This is a genomic window from Pseudomonas poae (genome assembly GCF_001439785.1).
GTDB classification, from domain to species: Bacteria; Pseudomonadota; Gammaproteobacteria; order Pseudomonadales; family Pseudomonadaceae; genus Aquipseudomonas; species Aquipseudomonas poae.
The window spans coordinates 1-17855 of sequence record NZ_JYLI01000016.1; the positions used below are offsets into that span (position 1 = coordinate 1).

17 protein-coding genes, 1 tRNA gene and 1 pseudogene are annotated in these 17855 nt (G+C 53.2%); 5 read left to right on the top strand and 14 right to left on the bottom strand.

The genetic code is table 11. From position 1 onward, the window contains the following. On the top strand, positions 1–536 hold a 536-nt coding region (locus TU75_RS18495), incomplete at its 5' end, for an integrase core domain-containing protein (protein WP_156422780.1). 224 nt (positions 537–760) lie between these two features. Here the strand turns inward: TU75_RS18495 and TU75_RS26795 are convergent. From TU75_RS26795 to TU75_RS18505, 3 genes and pseudogenes are all read right to left on the bottom strand, one after another. Further along, positions 761–991, bottom strand: a complete 231-nt coding sequence (locus TU75_RS26795; RefSeq protein WP_081610121.1) for a hypothetical protein — start codon at positions 989–991, stop codon at positions 761–763. 849 nt (positions 992–1840) lie between these two features. Beyond that, positions 1841–2146 (bottom strand): annotated as a pseudogene (locus tag TU75_RS18500) (winged helix-turn-helix transcriptional regulator); the annotation flags it as partial. 81 nt (positions 2147–2227) lie between these two features. Further along, positions 2228–2806, bottom strand: a complete 579-nt coding sequence (locus tag TU75_RS18505; RefSeq protein ID WP_197676843.1) for a DUF1349 domain-containing protein — start codon at positions 2804–2806, stop codon at positions 2228–2230. Between the two features lie 421 nt (positions 2807–3227). On the opposite strand from TU75_RS18505, the gene TU75_RS27390 reads away from it, so the two are divergent. The 3 genes from TU75_RS27390 to TU75_RS18515 all read left to right on the top strand — a co-directional run bounded on the left by TU75_RS27390 (position 3228) and on the right by TU75_RS18515 (position 5920). Next, positions 3228–3500, top strand: a complete 273-nt coding sequence (locus tag TU75_RS27390) for a hypothetical protein (protein WP_141719149.1) — start codon at positions 3228–3230, stop codon at positions 3498–3500. 365 nt (positions 3501–3865) lie between these two features. After that, complete coding sequence (locus TU75_RS18510) at positions 3866–4711, top strand: glyoxalase superfamily protein (protein WP_141719150.1); 846 nt, start codon at positions 3866–3868, stop codon at positions 4709–4711. Between the two features lie 693 nt (positions 4712–5404). Continuing rightward, positions 5405–5920, top strand: coding sequence for a GNAT family N-acetyltransferase (locus TU75_RS18515; protein WP_060549711.1), 516 nt, complete (start codon positions 5405–5407; stop codon positions 5918–5920). Between the two features lie 187 nt (positions 5921–6107). Here TU75_RS18515 and TU75_RS18520 read toward each other — a convergent pair whose 3' ends face one another. From TU75_RS18520 to TU75_RS18565, 11 genes are all read right to left on the bottom strand, one after another. Beyond that, positions 6108–7745 (bottom strand): methyl-accepting chemotaxis protein, encoded by a 1638-nt coding sequence (locus TU75_RS18520; RefSeq protein WP_060549712.1) that lies wholly within the window; start codon positions 7743–7745, stop codon positions 6108–6110. Positions 7746–8177: 432 nt separating this feature from the next. Beyond that, on the bottom strand, positions 8178–8357 hold the full coding sequence (locus TU75_RS18525; RefSeq protein ID WP_060549713.1) for a hypothetical protein: 180 nt from the start codon (positions 8355–8357) through the stop codon (positions 8178–8180). 93 nt (positions 8358–8450) lie between these two features. Further along, entirely contained in the window at positions 8451–9293 is an 843-nt protein-coding gene (locus TU75_RS18530) for a coiled-coil domain-containing protein (protein ID WP_060549714.1), read from the bottom strand. A gap of 98 nt (positions 9294–9391) precedes the next feature. Then, positions 9392–12280, bottom strand: a complete 2889-nt coding sequence (locus tag TU75_RS18535; RefSeq protein ID WP_060549715.1) for a DUF927 domain-containing protein — start codon at positions 12278–12280, stop codon at positions 9392–9394. Further along, positions 12277–12549 (bottom strand): DUF3077 domain-containing protein, encoded by a 273-nt coding sequence (locus TU75_RS18540; RefSeq protein ID WP_060549716.1) that lies wholly within the window; start codon positions 12547–12549, stop codon positions 12277–12279. Before TU75_RS18540 ends, TU75_RS18535 begins: the two co-directional genes overlap by 4 nt. Beyond that, positions 12546–12830: a hypothetical protein gene (locus TU75_RS18545; protein ID WP_017846196.1), complete on the bottom strand. Its 285-nt coding sequence runs from the start codon at positions 12828–12830 to the stop codon at positions 12546–12548. Before TU75_RS18545 ends, TU75_RS18540 begins: the two co-directional genes overlap by 4 nt. A 530-nt stretch (positions 12831–13360) precedes the next feature. Further along, positions 13361–13666, bottom strand: coding sequence for a hypothetical protein (locus TU75_RS18550; RefSeq protein WP_060549717.1), 306 nt, complete (start codon positions 13664–13666; stop codon positions 13361–13363). Then, positions 13663–13917: a helix-turn-helix transcriptional regulator gene (locus tag TU75_RS26800; RefSeq protein WP_082630465.1), complete on the bottom strand. Its 255-nt coding sequence runs from the start codon at positions 13915–13917 to the stop codon at positions 13663–13665. The genes TU75_RS18550 and TU75_RS26800 overlap by 4 nt, the downstream gene beginning before the upstream one ends. An 80-nt stretch (positions 13918–13997) precedes the next feature. Beyond that, positions 13998–14948, bottom strand: a complete 951-nt coding sequence (locus tag TU75_RS18555) for a hypothetical protein (RefSeq protein WP_060549718.1) — start codon at positions 14946–14948, stop codon at positions 13998–14000. A 255-nt stretch (positions 14949–15203) separates the two neighbouring features. Continuing rightward, a complete protein-coding gene (locus tag TU75_RS18560) occupies positions 15204–16445 on the bottom strand; it encodes a tyrosine-type recombinase/integrase (RefSeq protein ID WP_060549719.1) in 1242 nt (413 codons plus the stop codon). 165 nt (positions 16446–16610) lie between these two features. After that, a tRNA-Leu gene (locus tag TU75_RS18565) sits at positions 16611–16695 on the bottom strand. Between the two features lie 108 nt (positions 16696–16803). On the opposite strand from TU75_RS18565, the gene queA reads away from it, so the two are divergent. Beyond that, positions 16804–17853, top strand: a complete 1050-nt coding sequence (gene queA, locus TU75_RS18570) for a tRNA preQ1(34) S-adenosylmethionine ribosyltransferase-isomerase QueA (RefSeq protein WP_003238435.1) — start codon at positions 16804–16806, stop codon at positions 17851–17853. Positions 17854–17855: the final 2 nt, after the last annotated feature.

Genomic DNA, 17855 nt, shown 5'->3' on the forward strand with positions numbered 1-17855 from the left:
GGCACGAGGGTCGTATTGCGGTGCAAACCAGTGATACGCGTTGGTGCTCGGACGGCTTTGAGTTCCGCTGTGAGGACGGCGCCAAACTGAGCGTGACCTTCGCCCTGGATTGCTGTGACCGCGAAGCCATCGGCTGGGTCGCGAGTCCGACCGGGTACAGCGGCGATGACATCCGCGACTTGATGCTGGAGAGCGTAGAGAAACGCTTCGGTGATCAACTGCCTGCAACGCCGGTTCAATGGCTAAGCGACAACGGCTCGGCGTACACCGCCGAACAGACACGCCTGTTTGCTCGACAGATCGGTTTGCAGCCGGTGACCACCCCGGTGCGCAGCCCGCAGAGCAACGGCATGGCCGAGAGCTTCGTGAAGACGATCAAACGTGACTACGTTGCGCACATGCCCAAGCCGGATCGAGAAACGGCGCTGCGCAACCTGGCAATTGCCTTCGAGCATTACAACGAGCAGCATCCGCACAGCGCCTTGAACTATCGCTCACCGAGGGAGTTCAGGCGCTTGGCAGCAGCATCAATTTGACGGGGAGTTGGTGTCCGGTTTTGTAGGGGCAAGTCCAGTTTTCGACCGTGGCCCACATTGACTCTTCCGACTCATAAAGGCGTAAAGGCGGCTTTAGCTCAAATGGATCATTGAGGTTTGTCGGAGAGGAAAAACAGATCTTGCCGGTCTTAAGCACATCCACCCGGTCAGGATGTAGGTATTTGAACAGTCGTGGAGGAGGGCACGTAGGGTCTACATCTGGTTCATTCAGGCCTTGCATTAGAGTCAGTCCCTGAAGCGAGTGAGATAAGGGCGAGAGTCAAAAATCCTTGATTCTCATCAAGTGTCGCTAAGGTTGCTTGCACGTTTTCCACCACGTCATTTGAACCCCGCTCTCCTATCCATTTAGACAGCTCCTCTACAGCTGCGCCCAATGCTATTTGGTTTTCGTTGAGACGTTTGAGTACTGAAACCAGTAAGCGTCTGTCTTCCATGATTGACTCCGTTATTGAGTGGGTGGTCAGTGAACGGCCGGGAGCCGGCAGGCTGACTGTACTATTGTAGATCCCTCCAGGCTTCCAGCTCTGTCGGGGACCCTGGGACTATCCACTGTACACGGGGCATGAAACCCGCGGGATCGAGTTAGTGGGAGGTGCCGGAAGTTACTGAAATTTCAATCGTTGAAATTGAAAGGATCTTGAAGAAAAAGGGCCATCGTTACAGCTTCGGTAAAGGTGGCTGTATCTGTTGCTGATAGTGAACACCTGCATGGCGTCAACCATGGTAATGGGTGTCAACCACGTCAACCTGTCAACCAACTTAAAAAATCCATCCGCTAACACGAACGCGCGGGTTCTTTGCCCCGTGTCTAGCCGAAATGCCCAGGGTCCCCAGCGACTTTCCGATTCATAGGGCAAATGCACTGGTGAACAGCAGTTCACCCGGTTCACCTGTTCACTAAGCTGGTCACCTTTTCGCTGACACGATCACGCGGGTTTCCTACCCCGTATCTTCAAGAGTGCTCCAGGGTCCCCGCTACCGAACCAAAGCTAAGAGCATGACCCACATCGCCTCGCTGGAGGAGCATTACAAATGGGGCTAGGGGGATACCCTAATAAAACCGTGTTACGGGTGTTACGCGTGTTACATGGTTTGATAGGTATATGATTTTAAAGAGTTTTTATGGTGTTACACTGCTGTGGTTGATTTGACGATATGCGTGTTACATTGCAAATGGGTGTTACACCAATGAATGCCTTGGGAGGAGCTGTTTGTGATGATTACGTCGTGTGTCATCGAACTAGGGGCTTTCGCTTAGAAGGGCCGCTACCGGCCAGAAGCGGTCACTTCGTATCACTCGAGATGTCAAAGTCGTAAAGAATGCGAGCATCGCGAAAACCTTCACTGTTCTCTGCCACCCACAACCACAATGGCGTCACCCGCGCTAGGAGGCCCCGCCCCAGTTCGGATGCTTCGTAGTCGACACGTGGCGGCACCTCGTTGTAATCTTGGCATTTTACCAAACCGTCTCTTTCCAGCTGGCGAAAGCTACGGGTCAATATCTGCTGCGTCTCGCCGCTCATGCACCTGACTATCTCGGCATGCGGCAGCCGTCCCGCCGCACCTAGTATGTGGACGATTCCCAGTGACCAGCGATTATCAGCACGGCTGAGAACTTCTGTAAGTGTCCGACCAAGTCATCTGCGTGACTGGCCTGCTCGGCATCTTATCTAGCTCAAATCATGCAAGTCTCGCCCTAAAGGCTGACTCAACGACCATTCAGAAAACCTTACCCTCAACCCTTGCCGTTCTGGTGTGCAGCACATAGGGCCAACCGAATAGCTTTCCGCATTTGGAAATGGAGCAAGCCTGAGCAACGGCCAGGTCATGCCGTCTGTGGAGTACTGCAAGCGCAGCACTCCATCGGAAACAGTTACACGAAGCCAAAAATCGGCTGGGTCGCCAGGAAAGCAGCTGGGCGCCCAATCCGACGTGCCTTGTGTCAGAACGCTACTGATCATCGGCATTCCATCGTTATATTCTATTCCCGCATTGAGCCAGGTTTCCTCATTGAGCCTGACCATAATTCCCGCTTGGTCATAGAGTTCACGAAAGTCGGCGTTGACCCTGACTTGAGCGGTAAAGTCTCCAGTGGTCTCAAACCCCAGGAAATGTCCGCTGTCTCGAATGAAACCATAATGAGTTTCACGCCAAAAATCGGTTTGGAAGTCAGTAAAAATCTCTAAAGAGTGGTCAGCAAAGCTTTGGCAAATGCACGGTTTATTCAGCCATTTGGCAGTTTGCCAAATTGACGCTTCCGCATCCTGACCAACCACTTCAATTTGTTTTTTTTCCACAACGCTACCCCCTCCATTGATTCGCTGAATCCTGCGCTGAAAACCAGTTTTCTCTTATGACTATCTAGCCGTTCAGACTGTATCAAACTAATAATCACCGCCGCTCGTTTGTCGGCGAAATCGAATCCATTTGTAAACGAGGTTTGCGTTGACGCTACGGCTAAATCCGACACTGGCAATCAAAGCATCCGGCCGGGCACACTACTGAATTACCTAGCCTTTGAAGGGTTTGGAGTAGGAACGGCGTATTAGCTTCTTCTCTGCGCTGCGAGAATTTCGAGATAATATCGTACATCACGGGTCTGCTGTTTCGTCAGTTTTTGTCGATGAGCAGGGGGGGGCTGTATCTCGACGTGATAAGCCTTTTGATAAAATGGATATTTGGACTCCTGCGGAAACCTCCCCTAATGATGTGATGCCGCTTGAGCCAGCTGTGTCTTATGTAGTGTGGAAAATTTTATCCGCATGTGAAGATTTTACTCAAATGTTGCAACAGTGTGTTTTATTTCCTAAAGCATTAGCTCCAGAAATGCATATGTATATGTGTGGAAATTTCACAAAACAATTTCAAATGAGCTTGATTGGTATTGGAAAAAAATCGCAGATATGCATAAAGAGTCAAAAGCAGACTGAGCAAGCAACCTAAATAATTAGAATGCTGTTTCTATCCACGTGATGGCTACGATTGCCTCGAACACTCTGGTCTGCTCAATCGTCAGGTAGCAAATGAGAACCTTAGTTTATCCTCCAATAATGCACGTTGACTGAGTCTGCCCTGCAGCAATCGGATCGCCCGTCAATGGGGATTGATAGACCATACAAGCGGTCCATTCCGATAGGGGTTGATTCAGCTTGGCACTGACGATAGTATATACACAGGTTGATACACCTGCCGGTTGCGCCCTCAAGGGTTTGGTGAACGTATCTTCAATTTGATTACCTCCTTTGCCCAAGCGAATGAGTCAGTAATGCAACCGTCTGGCAACACATTCGCTCATGCAGAGGATTGATATGCGCGATTATCTGGACGCTAAAGCTTTAGCCCTAACCCTTCGTCAAGAGCTTGCCAGTAAAGAGATAAATTTCGGTCATGGTGAGTGTCTCGAAATTGTTTCGAGAATGTTGGGTAAGCCCAATTGGAACACTCTTTCCGCTGATATCCATCGCCGTTCTTTAGATCGAAATCCCCCCTATAAGATTGCGCATGCCTCTTTAGATGGTGAAACTTCTATATCTGTTGTCATGACGATAGAGAAGTTGAACAAGTTTTGCGGGTCTTATGCTTGCCCTACCTTAACCGTAATGAAAGTTTACAGAAAGGGGCTCCAGTTATTCTATCGGCTGAGCTATTTGCAAGAGTATGAATTGCATGCACTCGACGAAAATGCTTTCAGTATAGATTCTACCGACAATAAGGTCGTTTTTGATTTGGATTCGACGGGGCAGGTTCGAAGCGCTATTTTTTCCGGTTACAAAGAGGATGATAGATTGTTTCGAATTTCAGATGATGAAGCGAATTTGAAAGAAAAAATCTTGCAGGAAAGGATTAATGAAAACAAGCCAAGCGTGGGCTCCCAAGCAGCACTTTTGTACCACATAAATAACTTTATGCTGGAAGAACCAAACTTTGGTCATATGTCTTCGGGTCTAGAGGCAGCGTGCCGATTACATCATCGCTCAATTCAGTCTCTACTTAAAGAGATTGGCCCTATCAAAGGTGTCAAGTTTGTAGGTATTCAATACGACGGAAGTGATATTTATCATGTTGAGCATGAAAAGCGGCTTATACGCTGGACGCTTTTTTGGGACGCTGAGAGGAGCAAAATTATTTCTTGCCTCATGAGTCCGGGCGGATAAAAGCAAATTCGAGTCTCCAATTCGCTTTCATTCTAAGAAGGTGAACGGCTTTTTTGAAAGAAGATATCTTAGAGGGACAAATGAAGTAAACCCTCCCCAGCGCCGGCCGCAAGGTCGGCGTTTTTCTTCCTGTTCTAAATGCCAGCATAGTCAAGTACATGATTATCAATTGTTTGCGAACATTCCATTCCTTGCTTAAGTTGAGCATGAGTCGGTAAGTTCCGGTTCGTGCTTCAGGTCTGGACAGCGACGGTCTCAACAACTTGATAGGCGTTTGTCGGCTATCGCTTGCTGAAAACCTGATCAAAACGCTGAGGGTTCAAACGATTGGGTTCACTTGTCCTAGGCGTTGATTAGAAAATTCACCAGAATTCCCAATGTTCTGAGTTCAGCCTCGCAACCGCCAGGGGCAATTGGTCTGGGCATTATTTGCTATCGAACTCAGTGGCGGGCGATGTTTTCTGCAAAAGGCTACTCTAACAGCTCAGCTCCTGACTAGCGACTCAAGTCATTTGCTCTGCTTACTGGCGTTCGTGCCTGGGCGTTCGGGAATGTCTGCAATTAGCCAATTTCTGCCCCTCGTGACATGCAGAAATCGACCCAAAGAGGACGTCCGATTCGCTGAAGAAATGATCAGCATGTTACTTTTCCTGGACACACACGGAGTACTGCACCTCTTGTAAGGAAATTACGATGCTCGTCGATACCCGCGAAATCTGCATTCAGTCGCCACGCCTTAGAATTGAGCCATTCCGCGCGCAGGACGCTGTTGAATCCTTCTCTTGTATAACCGCCTCGTTGACTCGCTACATGTCGTGGGAACCACCTGCTTCTCTTGAGGACTATGCAAACGTCTGGCGGCAATGGCTGCCTTTAATCGCAGATGGCAGCGACTTTGTGTTCGCAATTAGACAACTCGAAGATGCTCGTTTTACTGGCCTTGTCGGATTGCACGATACCCATGGTGAAACACCGGAGCTGGGTATCTGGATTCGTGAAGATAAACACGGGCTAGGCTTTGGAGGTGAAGCGGTCCAAGCGGTTGTTCAGTGGGCCAGCCAGCGAGTGGTAGCAAAAAGTTTCATCTACCCCGTTGCGACGGACAACCATGCGAGTCGACGTATTGCCGAGGCTCTAGGTGGGATCATCCTCGAGATGCGCACATCAGCCAAGTACGACTCGGTTGTTTACAAAATACCAGCTGTTTAATCATCTTTATCAAACCCGTCGACTGACTGCTTTTGGCCGATAGCTGCTGTTTGCGACTGGCAGCTCCCGGCCATAAGCGCACGTATGCAAGCAACCGCTACCGGCCCTTTACGACAGGCAGCAATTTGCCGGTTAGTGGGGCATATCCGAGACGAGTATGAGCGGAACAGAAAGGACCGTTCATTACTCAAACTTTAAATCGACTAATCAACACGCCAAAGGATGTGGCCAAGCGCGACAATTCGTAGCTTGAAGCATTGGTTTGATGTGCTCCGGCCGCTGTTTGTGTTGAAAGGTCCTGAATGTTTATCAGATTACGATCAACCTCACGTGCAACCTGAGCCTGTTCTTCAGCGGCACTTGCGATCACGAGGTTCCTTTCACTGATAGTTGAAACACCCTCGGTGATTCGGTCAAGAGCCTGGCCAGCCTCAACGGACTGCGCCCGCGTATCGGCTGCCAGCTCTTTACTTTTATTCATCGCGAAAACGGCTTCATCAGCTCCAGAACGCACCTGTTGCATCATCGACTCAATGTCCGCCGTCGATGCTTGGGTTCGATGGGCAAGAGCTCGCACCTCATCCGCTACAACAGCGAACCCACGCCCTTGCTCACCCGCCCTGGCCGCTTCGATAGCTGCGTTCAAGGCCAAGAGGTTAGTCTGCTCGGCAATGGCTCTGATCACATCAAGAACTTTAGTGATCTCGTTGATGCGGGTGGCAAGCACCTCAACCTTGGCAGTTGAATTTGAAATCTCATCCGCCATCAATCCAACTGAATTAACAGCTCTGCGTACCTGATCACGCCCTTCTACAGCATTGCGGCTGGTTTGCTCTGAGGCTTCAGAGGCCCCCGCCGCATTTCTGGCTACTTCATCCACGGCCGCAGTCATTTCGTTCACCGCAGTCGCAGCTTGCTGAATCTCATCATTCTGCCGCGTCAAGCCGCGTGAGCTTTCTTCAGTAACCGCGTTTAACTCTTCAGATGCAGAGGCCAATTGGTCAGCAGCGCTGCCAATTTCGCTTACCGTAGTTCGTAGGTTATTCTGCATTTTATCGAGTGCGCTCAGCAGTACACTGACTTCATCTCGCCCACTGATTACAATGTGTTTAGAAAGGTCACCATCAGCCACTTCTTCAGCGCTTCGTAACGCGATGGATAGAGGTCGAGTGATCGAACGTGTGATAATCAGTCCCAAAGTGATGGCTGCTAGGAAAGCAATTATTACACCTATACCCAATATCCAGTAAGCACTTGTTGTCTCGGCCTTTGCTGCATCTGCTACCTCACCGCTTTGGCGATAGTTGGAAGCAACAATAACTTGAAGATTATCACTGACCCCCTTGAATGCCGGCGAGACTTTCTCCTGGAAAATTTTAGTAGCGCCATCAATATCACCTGCCTTAGCTAATTCGATTACTGTGCGCGCATCCTGCAAATAGGCTGGCCAGTTCTTTTCGAACTGATCACCAGCCGCACGCTCGTCATCAGCGAGAGGAGTCTGTCGGTACTCCTTGAAAAGTCGGTCAGCCTCTTTCTCGTTTTCAGACATGGATTGAACAGCAGCGTCAAATTTAAGATTTTCTTTTGCGTACTTATAGAGTAGAGCAGCGTGCAAAGACCTGGAATACGAAAAAACACTTGAGCGGGCATTAGCTGTATTGTAAACAGAAATTAAGTTATTACTTACAATGCCTTCTATTGCTTCTTTTTGCTTAGTGATACCTGAATAGCCTAAGAATCCCACCCCTAAGGTGATCATTGCGCACACTAAAAATGCAGAAATCAGTCGCGAGGAAAGCTTGGTTCTACGTAATGCGTCCATAAAGTTCTCGAAGATTGTTAATTGGTTGTCCAGTCAGGCTTGGTGCAATTACTGTGTCGGAAGAAAAGTCCATAACTATAATTTTATTTTATGGTCCTGGTAAATGATATTTTTAAGGTAGAGGCTGGTGTTTTTATAGTAATCAAACGCTGAGCGAGACAACACAATAGAATTTCTATCGAGTCGATAGCGCATGCACAAATGACATGGTTTAAATAATTTAACCCAGGTTTTTAAGCGAATGTAAGCCAGGCGATTGCCTACTTCAACGGCCGTAAAGGGTCGGAAGTCGTCGCTCATGAACGTCTGCTTTTGGCCGAAAGCGGTCCTAAGCCCACAGCCGCCAAAAATCAGAAGCCGAAAAATCTGGAGGCTTGTTTCGTAATGTGAGGATCTAGCGAAGCGAAAGCTGCTTAAGCTTCCGCCACTTTATCAGTCACCTTTTCTTTTGAGTTGGAGGTCAATGAAGGCAAGTTCTGCCTTGATTGCACCAATCGTGAGCGCCTCGACTTTGGTGTCTTTGTTTGCTCTTGCATTGAGCTTTTTCATGCCAGCTATGACGGCAATTATCCCGTTCAAATGCAGCTTTCGGGCCTTTAGGTAATCAGGCATCTGAGCACTGTTCTGTGGTGGTTTATTCATGGTTAGACCGATGGTTGGCCCGAAGCAGCCGACCCTCGCCGGTTGCTTCGGGGAGGGTTAAGGTTAGGCCGCCAGCAGGTCAAGCAGGCTGTGTTGGCGCGAGCGATCTGCTAGTTCGTGCCAGGTCCAGCTTCCAAAGTGCTCGCCCTGTTCAGGGATATCCAGCTTCATCAATGCAACCGGGTCTCGATTGATCAGTTCGCGTGCGGCCCACAACTTACCGCCTGTTTCTAGCAGCGCTTTCGCGGCCTCATTCCACTTTTCTTCTAATACCGTGTTTGCCAGATGTGCTGCTTCTTTTTCAATCTTGGCATGTTCTTTTTGTGCCTCCGTAATGTGCTGATCAATCGTCATCAGCTCTTGTTCCAGGGCGGTGATCAGCAGTTGTTGACGACGATGATGCTCAACCGCAGTCGTAAGGTTTTTTGCGGCCTTTTGAGCTTCGGCGTTTGCCGCTTTCTCGCCCTCCACATCGCCCCAGGCGACAGCCTGCGCATAAGCGGTGGCAGCGTCCGTTTCAGCTTGTCGGGCCTTTGCCATGTCTTCCTGATCGTTCTGGCGCACCTGCTGCAACCGGGTCTCGATGCTAGTGCGTTTTTCGTTGAGTTCCACTTCGTCGGCTTTCCAGTTCGCCATATCGCTGAGATAGCTCGCAGCCAAGCTTTCACGGTTTGCGAATGTCTCAAGGCGATCAATCTTCTGGTTCAGTACGCTGATTTCGAGATTTCGCGAGTCGATGCGTCTTTTGTGATCGTTGATTTCATCCTGCACTGCTCGTTGACGGCCCTGCTGGATAACCTCCGGGCTTTCCAGCGCCTCTTCGAAGGGAGCCAGGTCACCCTGAATGCTCTCCACTTCGAGGGTCAGTTGGTCGCGGCGGTCTTTCAATTCTTGGATAGTGTTCATCTGTATTGTCTCTGGGTACTGCGGTTAATAGGGATGGTTGTCGAATGGCTGGCAAGGCCGGTAATGAGCCGGCGCTACCTCGATCAGCAGGCTCGCCGTCAGGCGGCCTTGGCCTCGCCTTCATCCGTTCCTGAAACGGTCTTCACCACATAGCAGCGTTGAGGTCCTAACCCGGGCAGGCGAATCAAGCTGTACGCCTTTCCGTCGCTTCCTGGCTCAAGCACGCCCCGTTGCAGCAGCTCTTTGTTCACCGCACTGATGTTCATGCCCCTGAAGATTTCGGCCTTCCAGGCTTCAGGCAGCACGTAGTAGGTGTTGGTGGTGTGCAAAGCGTTGCCCATGCCGTGTTCCATCGTCTTGCGAAAGCCCAACCGATCAATCGTTCGTGGGCCGTGCTCGTCGATCTTGGCGGCGGCAGATTCCCAGCGGGTAAAGCGGCTTTCTCCAAAGCGCTCGATGACCTGTCTCAGCCGTGCCAAAATCGCATCACCCTCGAAATTTCCGGCGCCGCCACGCTCGGCTAGCCACGCATGCAGACACACACGTGCGGCGGTCGTGGCAGTGCCATCCGGCCAGCCGGTGACGCCGAAGGCGGTGGCCAACTCTCCGGCCGCTGCTGCGAGTCCGAAACGAAGTGCTGCACGCTGTGCCTGACCACTGGCCGAAGCGGGCAAGTTTTGGGTGATGAACTGTTCAACCGTGCGGCGAACTATCACCGACCATCTGAGCATTTCTCCAGGCGCGCACAGCGCGTTCAGGAAGGCGGTGAGGGGTTTTCCGTAGTACTTGGCTACACGGGCCTTGAGCGCATCGGAGAGGGCGGCTGCATCTTGAAAACCGTTCAGCACATCGAACATGCCGAGGCCCTTGCTGGCATCCGCTGGCACCGCAAGCATGCGCACCTCCATGCCGGCTTTCAGCTCCTTGTTTGCATCCGCCATGTGCTGCGCCAATGTCTTCTCGCCGGTCGAGAGAAACAGCAAGCGCCACTCCTGTACCTGTCGGCCCGCCTGTCCTCGATCATTCGCCCGGGCCTTACCGGTGCCGTTACCGAGCATGTAAACCGTCTCGCCAATAATGCGTGGGTCACACATGCCGATTTCATCTAGCACTAGGAGACCGTCTGAGTGGGCTGCGGCGATGGATTCCAGGGCGTTATCTGTCGAGCGCCACGAACGCACCAGACGCGGTCCGCCATAAACCGACGCAGCAACTTGTAGGTGGGTAGTCTTGCCGCCGGAGCTGTCGCCGTAGAGGTGAAAACCGCCCGACTCATGTCCCAGCAGGTTCAGCAAAGGCCCCGCAAAGGCCACAGAGACGACAAATGCCAAGCGGTGGTTGCCAACGCACAGTGAGCCGATTTGTTGCTGCCATTGCTCCAAAGAGCCCGCCTCGCTGATCGGTGGCAACTGCGCACCGGCTTCATAAAAATGCAGGTGTTCGGCATGTGAGCCGACTTGTTGTTCGGGCAAAAGGAAGGCGTTGTCGTGCCAGCCCAAGCGCGTCACCAAGCGTGCGCGCTGGGCACTGTCGAAGCCGCCGAGATAACTCTGCAGGTCATTGCGTGCGTTTCGCCCTGATCGGCTTCCCGCGAGGCGCAGGCCCATGTCTACCAGTGGACCAAGTACGTCCTTGCCGAAGTCGCCGGTCATGGTCCGGGCCGGGATGTTCCAGCGCTTTTTGGCGCCGTCCGGGTCGTCGAATTCGACCAATAAACCCCAGTTGTGGCCCTTGTCGTCACGAGTGCGAGCGATGATTTCGAGAGGCGAGCACACGGGACGCGCCTCACCATCATCGCCGGAATAAAACACCCCTTCAGACGTCAGGCGAAAGCCACCCGGCAATAAGTCATTTTTCGATTTCGCAGGGCGTTTGGCGGGCGCCTTGGCCTTCTGTTCTTGAGGTTCAGTTGGCTCAGCGGCACTGCCGAAAAACTCACCGCTGCGCACCAGCTCGGCGACGTGGGCAGCGGTCCAGCCTTTGGCTAACGCATCCGCTGCATCGTCGCCGTCTGCCCATTTTCCACCCTTGATGAGCGTGGGCTTTCCGCCTTTGCTGCTGGGCTTGAGCTTGAACACGTCGAGCGAGATTCGTTGTACCGAAGCGACGCCCAGCTCAATCAACTTGAGCTCGATGGCGCCCATGCAGGTCTTCCCGCTGGTGTCGTTATCCGGCCATAGCACCACCGTGCGCCCTTTGAGTGGCTTCAGGTCGGCCTTGTGCCAAGAGTTGGAGCCGTTCGGCCAGCACGTGGCTACATGGTCGGGCATCAGTTCAGCGGCGGCATCAGCAGCCTTTTCGCCTTCACACAGCACCACAGGCGCATCGGCGCGCTGTGCCAGCTCATCCAGGCGCAGCAGTGGCCGAGGCTCCAGCAATCCTTGCCAGCGCCATTGTGTGGTTTGCCCATCGGAGCGTTTGCACCAGGTCAACGGCGCAAAGACCTTTCGCGGTTTGCCGTCTTCATCTGGGCCCAGGTCGAAGCGATACAGCGCCATGACCGGTTGGCTCTGTGCATCGCGATAGATCCACACCTTGGACGGAACACCATGTTGCCGGTGTTTGGCTGGGCACTTGTTCATGGCCTCGACCGGGATCGGCTGAAGAGCGATCCATTCCGGCGCTGCGAGTTTGGTCGGTGCGTTTTTGGTGGTCGCGGAACCAGCGGAAACGCTGAGCAGATCTGCCAGTTTTTTACAGGCCTCAACGTCGGTGCCGCCATCGATGTAACGCACCAGGTCGATCATGTCACCGCCCTTATCGCCGGTGGCAAAATCCGCCCAGGTACCTTTGCTCAAATTGATCTTGAGTGAGCCCGCACGTTTGTCAGCGCGGGTAGGGTTTGGTGCTGTGTATTCCTTGCCGCCGTCGACGCGTTTGCCGTTTGGCAGCCAGTGAGCAAGCACACGGTCGATGTTCTTGAGAGCAGCGCTTTTTACGTCTGCAAAACCGGGGCGTTTTGAGGTGTTGCCAGTGCGCTGAGTCATGGCGTTGTCTTCGTTGCATACAGCGCATCGTTGACGTCATCAATCAGCGCTTTTGCCATTTCGCCCAGGTAGAGAGCGGGCCAACTGAACCGCTCGCCCTCGTTACTCATGGCTGCATCGAGGGTCAGTTGATTGGCGTAATACTGAAACAGCGATATAGCCTCAAGTGCGTCCTCGATCGGCACGCCAGCATTGACCCTAAACAGCTTTTGAGTACCACTGGCAACGCACGAGAATTCGGCACGCCCGAGAGTGTTGGCAGTATTCACAGGGCACCGCCCTTCTGGCCCATTGGCACAGAGGAGGCATCACCGTACATGGTGAGTGTTTTGATCAAGCCCAAAGTCCCGCGCACGTCCCAAATAACAGACGACAGCACGCGGTTGGAAAGCAGGGGTTTATCGCCGTCTAAATGATCTTCCAGCAGCATGAGAACGGAATCGGCGCGGTCGAGCGCACAGGTGATGGCATCGATAGGCAGACCGGCTTCAGCGTCCTGGCTGACACAGAGCAGATCCTCGGGCAGTGCAAAGCCTGGGAGCATGCTCATTGGGCACCCCCTGCGGCTTCCAGGGCACGAGCCTTGGCCATATGGGCGTTGTAACGGGAAAGGCGTGTAGCGAGGCTGGAGTTGGCGTGTAAAGCGGCGAGAGCCATTGCTCGATGAGCGGCGGCGCGAATTTTGGACGGATTGAGGGCGTGCATATGGTGTAGCTCCTTTTCTGTGTAGGAGCTGCCACTGATCGTCGCCAAACGAATTAGGGTGGCAGCTGTGCGCAGGTTGGCGAACCGGGGAAAAGGAACCCGGCAGACCCGAAGGTCTCCCACGCACAGCCACCATAAAATAGGAATGCGGGCACAAAAAAAGCGCCTGCAATCGTAATGGGGGCGCCTGTGCGCCTTTTCTATCCGGGTCGCCAAACCCGGTCGCTGAATTTGCAGCGACGGGCACACAGTAACGCCCGTTTTTTGAAAGTGCAACTGTGCAGATATCTTGCGGATTTTTTCGATGCGGCATAAATTGATCAGGCATTTAGATTTACCTCAACGCCTCCGGTTGCCGCCGGGGGCGTTTTCGTTTCAGGCATGGACGTCCCAGCGCAGGGAGACAAAGGGCAACAGATCGCCTTCGAGGCAGGCGCGTGCATCCTCGTAGGCGTCTATCTGTTGGCCTTCGTCGACGATGATTGCTTGAGGGGCTTGGCAGGGAACTGACAATGCGCACCAAATGCCATCTCTCCATCGCATCACCATGACGTCCCGGTTAAGGCGTTTTTGCTCCGTGCGGTAACGTTCAAAACGCTGCATACCGCGTGATGAGAAACCCACTTTTCTGAGTACAGAAAAGGGCTGCAGGATTGCCCTGTTGGCAGCTCGATTTTTCATGCTGCCACCTGATCGCGGGCAGCGATGCGTGCACGTGTCCATGCCTGAACTTCCCCCAATACCCACGCAACCGGAGCGCTTCGGGCATTGCTGTTACTCAGCTTTACCGGCAACGGGAATCCGCTTTCAGGTTGACGCATCAGCTTGTAGATAGTCGGGCGTGCGAGCCCTACGATTGAAATGACATCTGAAATTCGGATGAGAGTTGTGGCGGGATCATGCGAGGGATTTGTTTTTAATACGGTAGTCATAGCGAGCTAACCCTTTGTTAATTGAGACAACGGGTCATACGCTACGCAGGGGAGGGGGAGTGGACTGTGTCTGCTCCCTTTTATTTCAGAGGTCTAAGGCCTAGAGCGGTCAAATGCTCTCGAATGGTTTTTTTTGTTCCGTTGCTCGCCTGATCGAAAAGGAGATTGGTCAGTTCAGCATCGGTGAGACTGCGCTTTTCACTTTTCCGGCCGCTAATGATTTGCTCCGCGGCTGCTTTAATTTTTGCTCGCCTATTCGTAGCGGCGGTTTTTATCGCTGAGTCGGGATTGCGGTTCCCATTGCCTGCTTCCTGGCCCCTCTTCGTCGCTTTTGTCGACAAAGCGTCGTCGAGAATTCGATGCAGCAGATTTGATGTGTTGAAGCCTTTTTTGAACACATCCATCTGCTCCACCTGGCGATAAAGACTCGCCATCAGCAGCGCCTGATTCGCCTCTCCCAATAACGTAGCGAATTCTTCTCGTGCCCTGATCTCATTCCCGCTGGTGCGATCCCGCTCTTTTTCGATCAGGGCAAGGTACTGGCGTGGTGAGTCATGTCTCAGTCGCTCTATCAGGTCTGCATCAATGTCGTAGGTCGCGAGTTCAAGGTCAAATAGCCAATTTGCGAGCGTCTCAACGGCCTGTGTTCCAAGTACTAGGGCGTAGGTAGCCACGAGCTGTGAATCCGCTGCGGAACAGCTGACCCGAAGGATTCCTCGAATCACGCTTGGCAACGAGCCTGCTTCCGCAGAGTCGGCATGGTCGTAGATGGCATCACGTAAGGAGTAAAGGGTTCGTGTGATCGATTCTGCACCTGGGGAGTAGGAACCCTCCTCAAGCCAGAACGATGTGGCTGTGTTGATCAGATCGAAGGCACTTTTGAAGTGTTCGTTGAACTGCGGAAACAGCGCAAGACTGCGAACGGCTGCCTCGACATCGTCCTGATCCCACACCAGGCACGTTACGTCGAAACCTGCAATTTCGAGTTCGAGCTCGAGCTCTTCTGCCTCGATGCCCAGCTCAAAATCCATTTAGATCTCCCCGCCGCCCCGAAGCCGATAGGCTGTTACAGCGATTTGCAGGTGGAGGCGCCAACGCCAGCAGGGTTGAGGGCGTGGCTTTTCTGTAACATGACTGCTCGATGTAACACGTGGCGTTCAGAAGCTTTGCAGTGCGTGTAACGTTAAATATATTCAATAAATACAATGGGTTATTGGTGGGCGTAACACGCGTAACACCCGTAACACCCGTAACACCATTTTTGAAGGGGTATAGGGTTGAAGGCTTCACACGGTCTTCCTAAATTGACCTTGCACTACATTTCCGGCCTCTAGGGAATCAAGGTGATCGGCGTACCATTGCATCATTTTTACGCGTTGCTCAAAGTATTGGGCCTTGTTGTATACCCCCGAGATGCCTTCCTCTTTGTGAGCCAACTGCGCTTCAACATGTTCCTTCGGCCAGCCATGTTCTCGAAGTAACGTGCTCGCGGTGTGTCGAGTACCGTGTCCTACTAAACGCCCTTTGTAGCCGATGGTAGCGAAGACTTTGTTGATTGTGTTTTCGCTGATGGTTGGGTTCTTTGCTCCGACGCCGGGGAAAAGCCAGCGACTCCGTCCCGTTAAACAGTGCAGGTCTCTCAGTGCTGTAACGGTTTGATGGGGAAGGGGGCATACAAAATCCCGGCGCATCTTCATCTTGGCAGCAGGCGTCGTCCAAATGGCCTTCTCAAGGTCGAACTCTTTCCATTCAGCCAGGCGGACCATGCCTGGGCGGGATGCCGTCCAGATACAAAGCCATGCGGCGGTACGTGCCGTCAGTCTGCTCGGAGTGTTTTTGAGTGCTTGGAGAAACTCAGCGAGTTCAGGCTCCAACAAGTGTGGATGCTGCTGAGTCTTGGGCGCCTGGGCGGCAATGTCGCGAAGGCGGCTGCCCGGATCGTTTTCGGTGAGTCCTAAACCAATCGCTCGGCCGAAGATTTGGTTGATCCAGGTGCGGCACTTTTCTGCCACGTTGTGAGCGTCTCTAGCTTCGAGGGATGCCTGGAGATCTGCACAGTCGGTGCGGGTGATTTCGTCGAGGGGCTTATCTCCCAATGCCGGGAGTATGTCCTTATCGAGGTAGGTGCGGATTTTGTGAAGGGTAGAGGTTGCGAGGCCCTTTTCTTCTTTGGCCTTGAGCCAAGCCTCAGCAGCAGCTCGAAACGTTCGAGCCTTGGCCGCATCGATTGCAGCTTTAGCGGATCGTTTCTGCTCAAGGGGATCGGCGCCGCTACTCACCACTTTGCGTAGATCGGCAGCTTTCTCTCTTGCCAGCGCACCACTGACCTCTGGGTAACCCCCGAGCCCCATCCAAGCCCAATTGCCCGCCGGACGTTTGTAGCGTAGCTGCCAGGATTTACCACCATCAGGTTTAACCCTGAAGTAGAGGCCGTTTCCGTCTAGCTCCCGGTATTCCTTTGACTCCGGCTCCAGCCCTGCAAGCGTCGTGTCTGCGAGAGGGCGACGCTTGATATCTGCGCGCTTCATCCTTGTATCCCAAAGTTCGGTATTTTTCTCAGGATACAAGCAGGGATACAGGGATACAACGGATAAGGGGATACAGAGGTAGAAAGCCATACACAAAAAAACCGGCTCAAGTGGCCGGTTTCTCTGGGTCTGAAAGTCTGGTAGAGACTTTCAGATACTGCTATATGGTGCCCCGAGGGAGACTCGAACTCCCACTCCTTTCGAAAACGGATTTTGAATCCGCCGCGTCTACCAATTCCGCCATCAGGGCTCAATGGCGGCGAAGTATAGAGACGAGATTACCGTTGGTCAATCACGTTTCATGGTCAATTTTGACTAATTCCGCTAGACTTCCCGGCCCTGCTAGACGAACCCCATCATGCGCGTTGCTGACTTTACTTTTGATCTCCCTGATTCGCTGATCGCTCGCCACCCGTTGGCCGAGCGTCGCGCCAGTCGACTGCTGACCCTGGACGGGGTGAGCGGTGCCCTCGCACACCGTCAATTCACTGATTTGCTTGAGCATTTGCGCCCAGGCGATTTGATGGTGTTCAACAATACCCGGGTAATTCCGGCGCGGCTTTTTGGTCAGAAAGCGTCCGGCGGCAAGCTGGAGATTCTGGTGGAGCGGGTGCTGGACAGCCACCGCGTGCTGGCCCATGTGCGTTCCAGCAAGTCGCCCAAACCGGGTTCGAGCATCCTGATCGACGGCGGTGGCGAAGCCGAGATGGTGGCGCGCCATGACGCGTTGTTCGAGCTCAAGTTTGCCGAAGAGGTGTTGCCGCTGCTGGAGCGCGTTGGCCATATGCCGTTGCCTCCTTATATAGACCGTCCCGACGATGAGGCGGACCGCGAGCGCTATCAGACGGTTTACTCCCAGCGCTTGGGCGCTGTGGCCGCACCTACTGCCGGGCTGCATTTCGATCAGCCGCTGCTTGATGCGATTGCCGCCAAGGGCGTCGAAAGCGCCTATGTGACCCTGCACGTGGGGGCCGGCACGTTTCAGCCGGTGCGTGTGGATAACATCGAAGATCATCATATGCACAGCGAATGGCTGGAAGTCAGCCAGGACGTGGTGGATGCCGTGGCGGCGTGCAAGGCGCGCGGCGGGCGGGTGGTTGCCGTGGGCACCACCAGCGTGCGCTCCCTCGAAAGCGCCGCGCGCGATGGCGTGCTCAAGCCGTTCAGCGGTGACACCGATATCTTCATCTACCCAGGCCGCCCGTTCCATGTGGTCGATTGCCTGGTCACCAACTTCCATTTGCCGGAATCCACGCTGTTGATGCTGGTGTCGGCCTTTGCCGGTTACCCCGAAACCATGGCCGCCTACCAGGCCGCCATCGCCAACGAGTACCGCTTTTTCAGTTACGGTGATGCGATGTTTATCACCCGCAATCCGGCGCCACGCGGCCCAGAGGAACAATCATGAGT

What these genes read in the sequence shown, in the direction of transcription:
- TU75_RS26795 (WP_081610121.1), bottom strand. Translation starts at nt 991, where the DNA reads ATGGAAGACAGACGCTTACTGGTTTCAGTACTCAAACGTCTCAACGAA.
- TU75_RS27390 (WP_141719149.1), top strand. Translation starts at nt 3,228, where the DNA reads ATGGATATTTGGACTCCTGCGGAAACCTCCCCTAATGATGTGATGCCG.
- TU75_RS18510 (WP_141719150.1), top strand. Translation starts at nt 3,866, where the DNA reads ATGCGCGATTATCTGGACGCTAAAGCTTTAGCCCTAACCCTTCGTCAA.
- TU75_RS18515 (WP_060549711.1), top strand. Translation starts at nt 5,405, where the DNA reads ATGCTCGTCGATACCCGCGAAATCTGCATTCAGTCGCCACGCCTTAGA.
- TU75_RS18520 (WP_060549712.1), bottom strand. Translation starts at nt 7,745, where the DNA reads ATGGACGCATTACGTAGAACCAAGCTTTCCTCGCGACTGATTTCTGCA.
- TU75_RS18525 (WP_060549713.1), bottom strand. Translation starts at nt 8,357, where the DNA reads ATGCCTGATTACCTAAAGGCCCGAAAGCTGCATTTGAACGGGATAATT.
- TU75_RS18530 (WP_060549714.1), bottom strand. Translation starts at nt 9,293, where the DNA reads ATGAACACTATCCAAGAATTGAAAGACCGCCGCGACCAACTGACCCTC.
- TU75_RS18535 (WP_060549715.1), bottom strand. Translation starts at nt 12,280, where the DNA reads ATGACTCAGCGCACTGGCAACACCTCAAAACGCCCCGGTTTTGCAGAC.
- TU75_RS18545 (WP_017846196.1), bottom strand. Translation starts at nt 12,830, where the DNA reads ATGAGCATGCTCCCAGGCTTTGCACTGCCCGAGGATCTGCTCTGTGTC.
- TU75_RS18550 (WP_060549717.1), bottom strand. Translation starts at nt 13,666, where the DNA reads ATGAAAAATCGAGCTGCCAACAGGGCAATCCTGCAGCCCTTTTCTGTA.
- TU75_RS26800 (WP_082630465.1), bottom strand. Translation starts at nt 13,917, where the DNA reads ATGACTACCGTATTAAAAACAAATCCCTCGCATGATCCCGCCACAACT.
- TU75_RS18555 (WP_060549718.1), bottom strand. Translation starts at nt 14,948, where the DNA reads ATGGATTTTGAGCTGGGCATCGAGGCAGAAGAGCTCGAGCTCGAACTC.
- TU75_RS18560 (WP_060549719.1), bottom strand. Translation starts at nt 16,445, where the DNA reads ATGAAGCGCGCAGATATCAAGCGTCGCCCTCTCGCAGACACGACGCTT.
- queA (WP_003238435.1), top strand. Translation starts at nt 16,804, where the DNA reads ATGCGCGTTGCTGACTTTACTTTTGATCTCCCTGATTCGCTGATCGCT.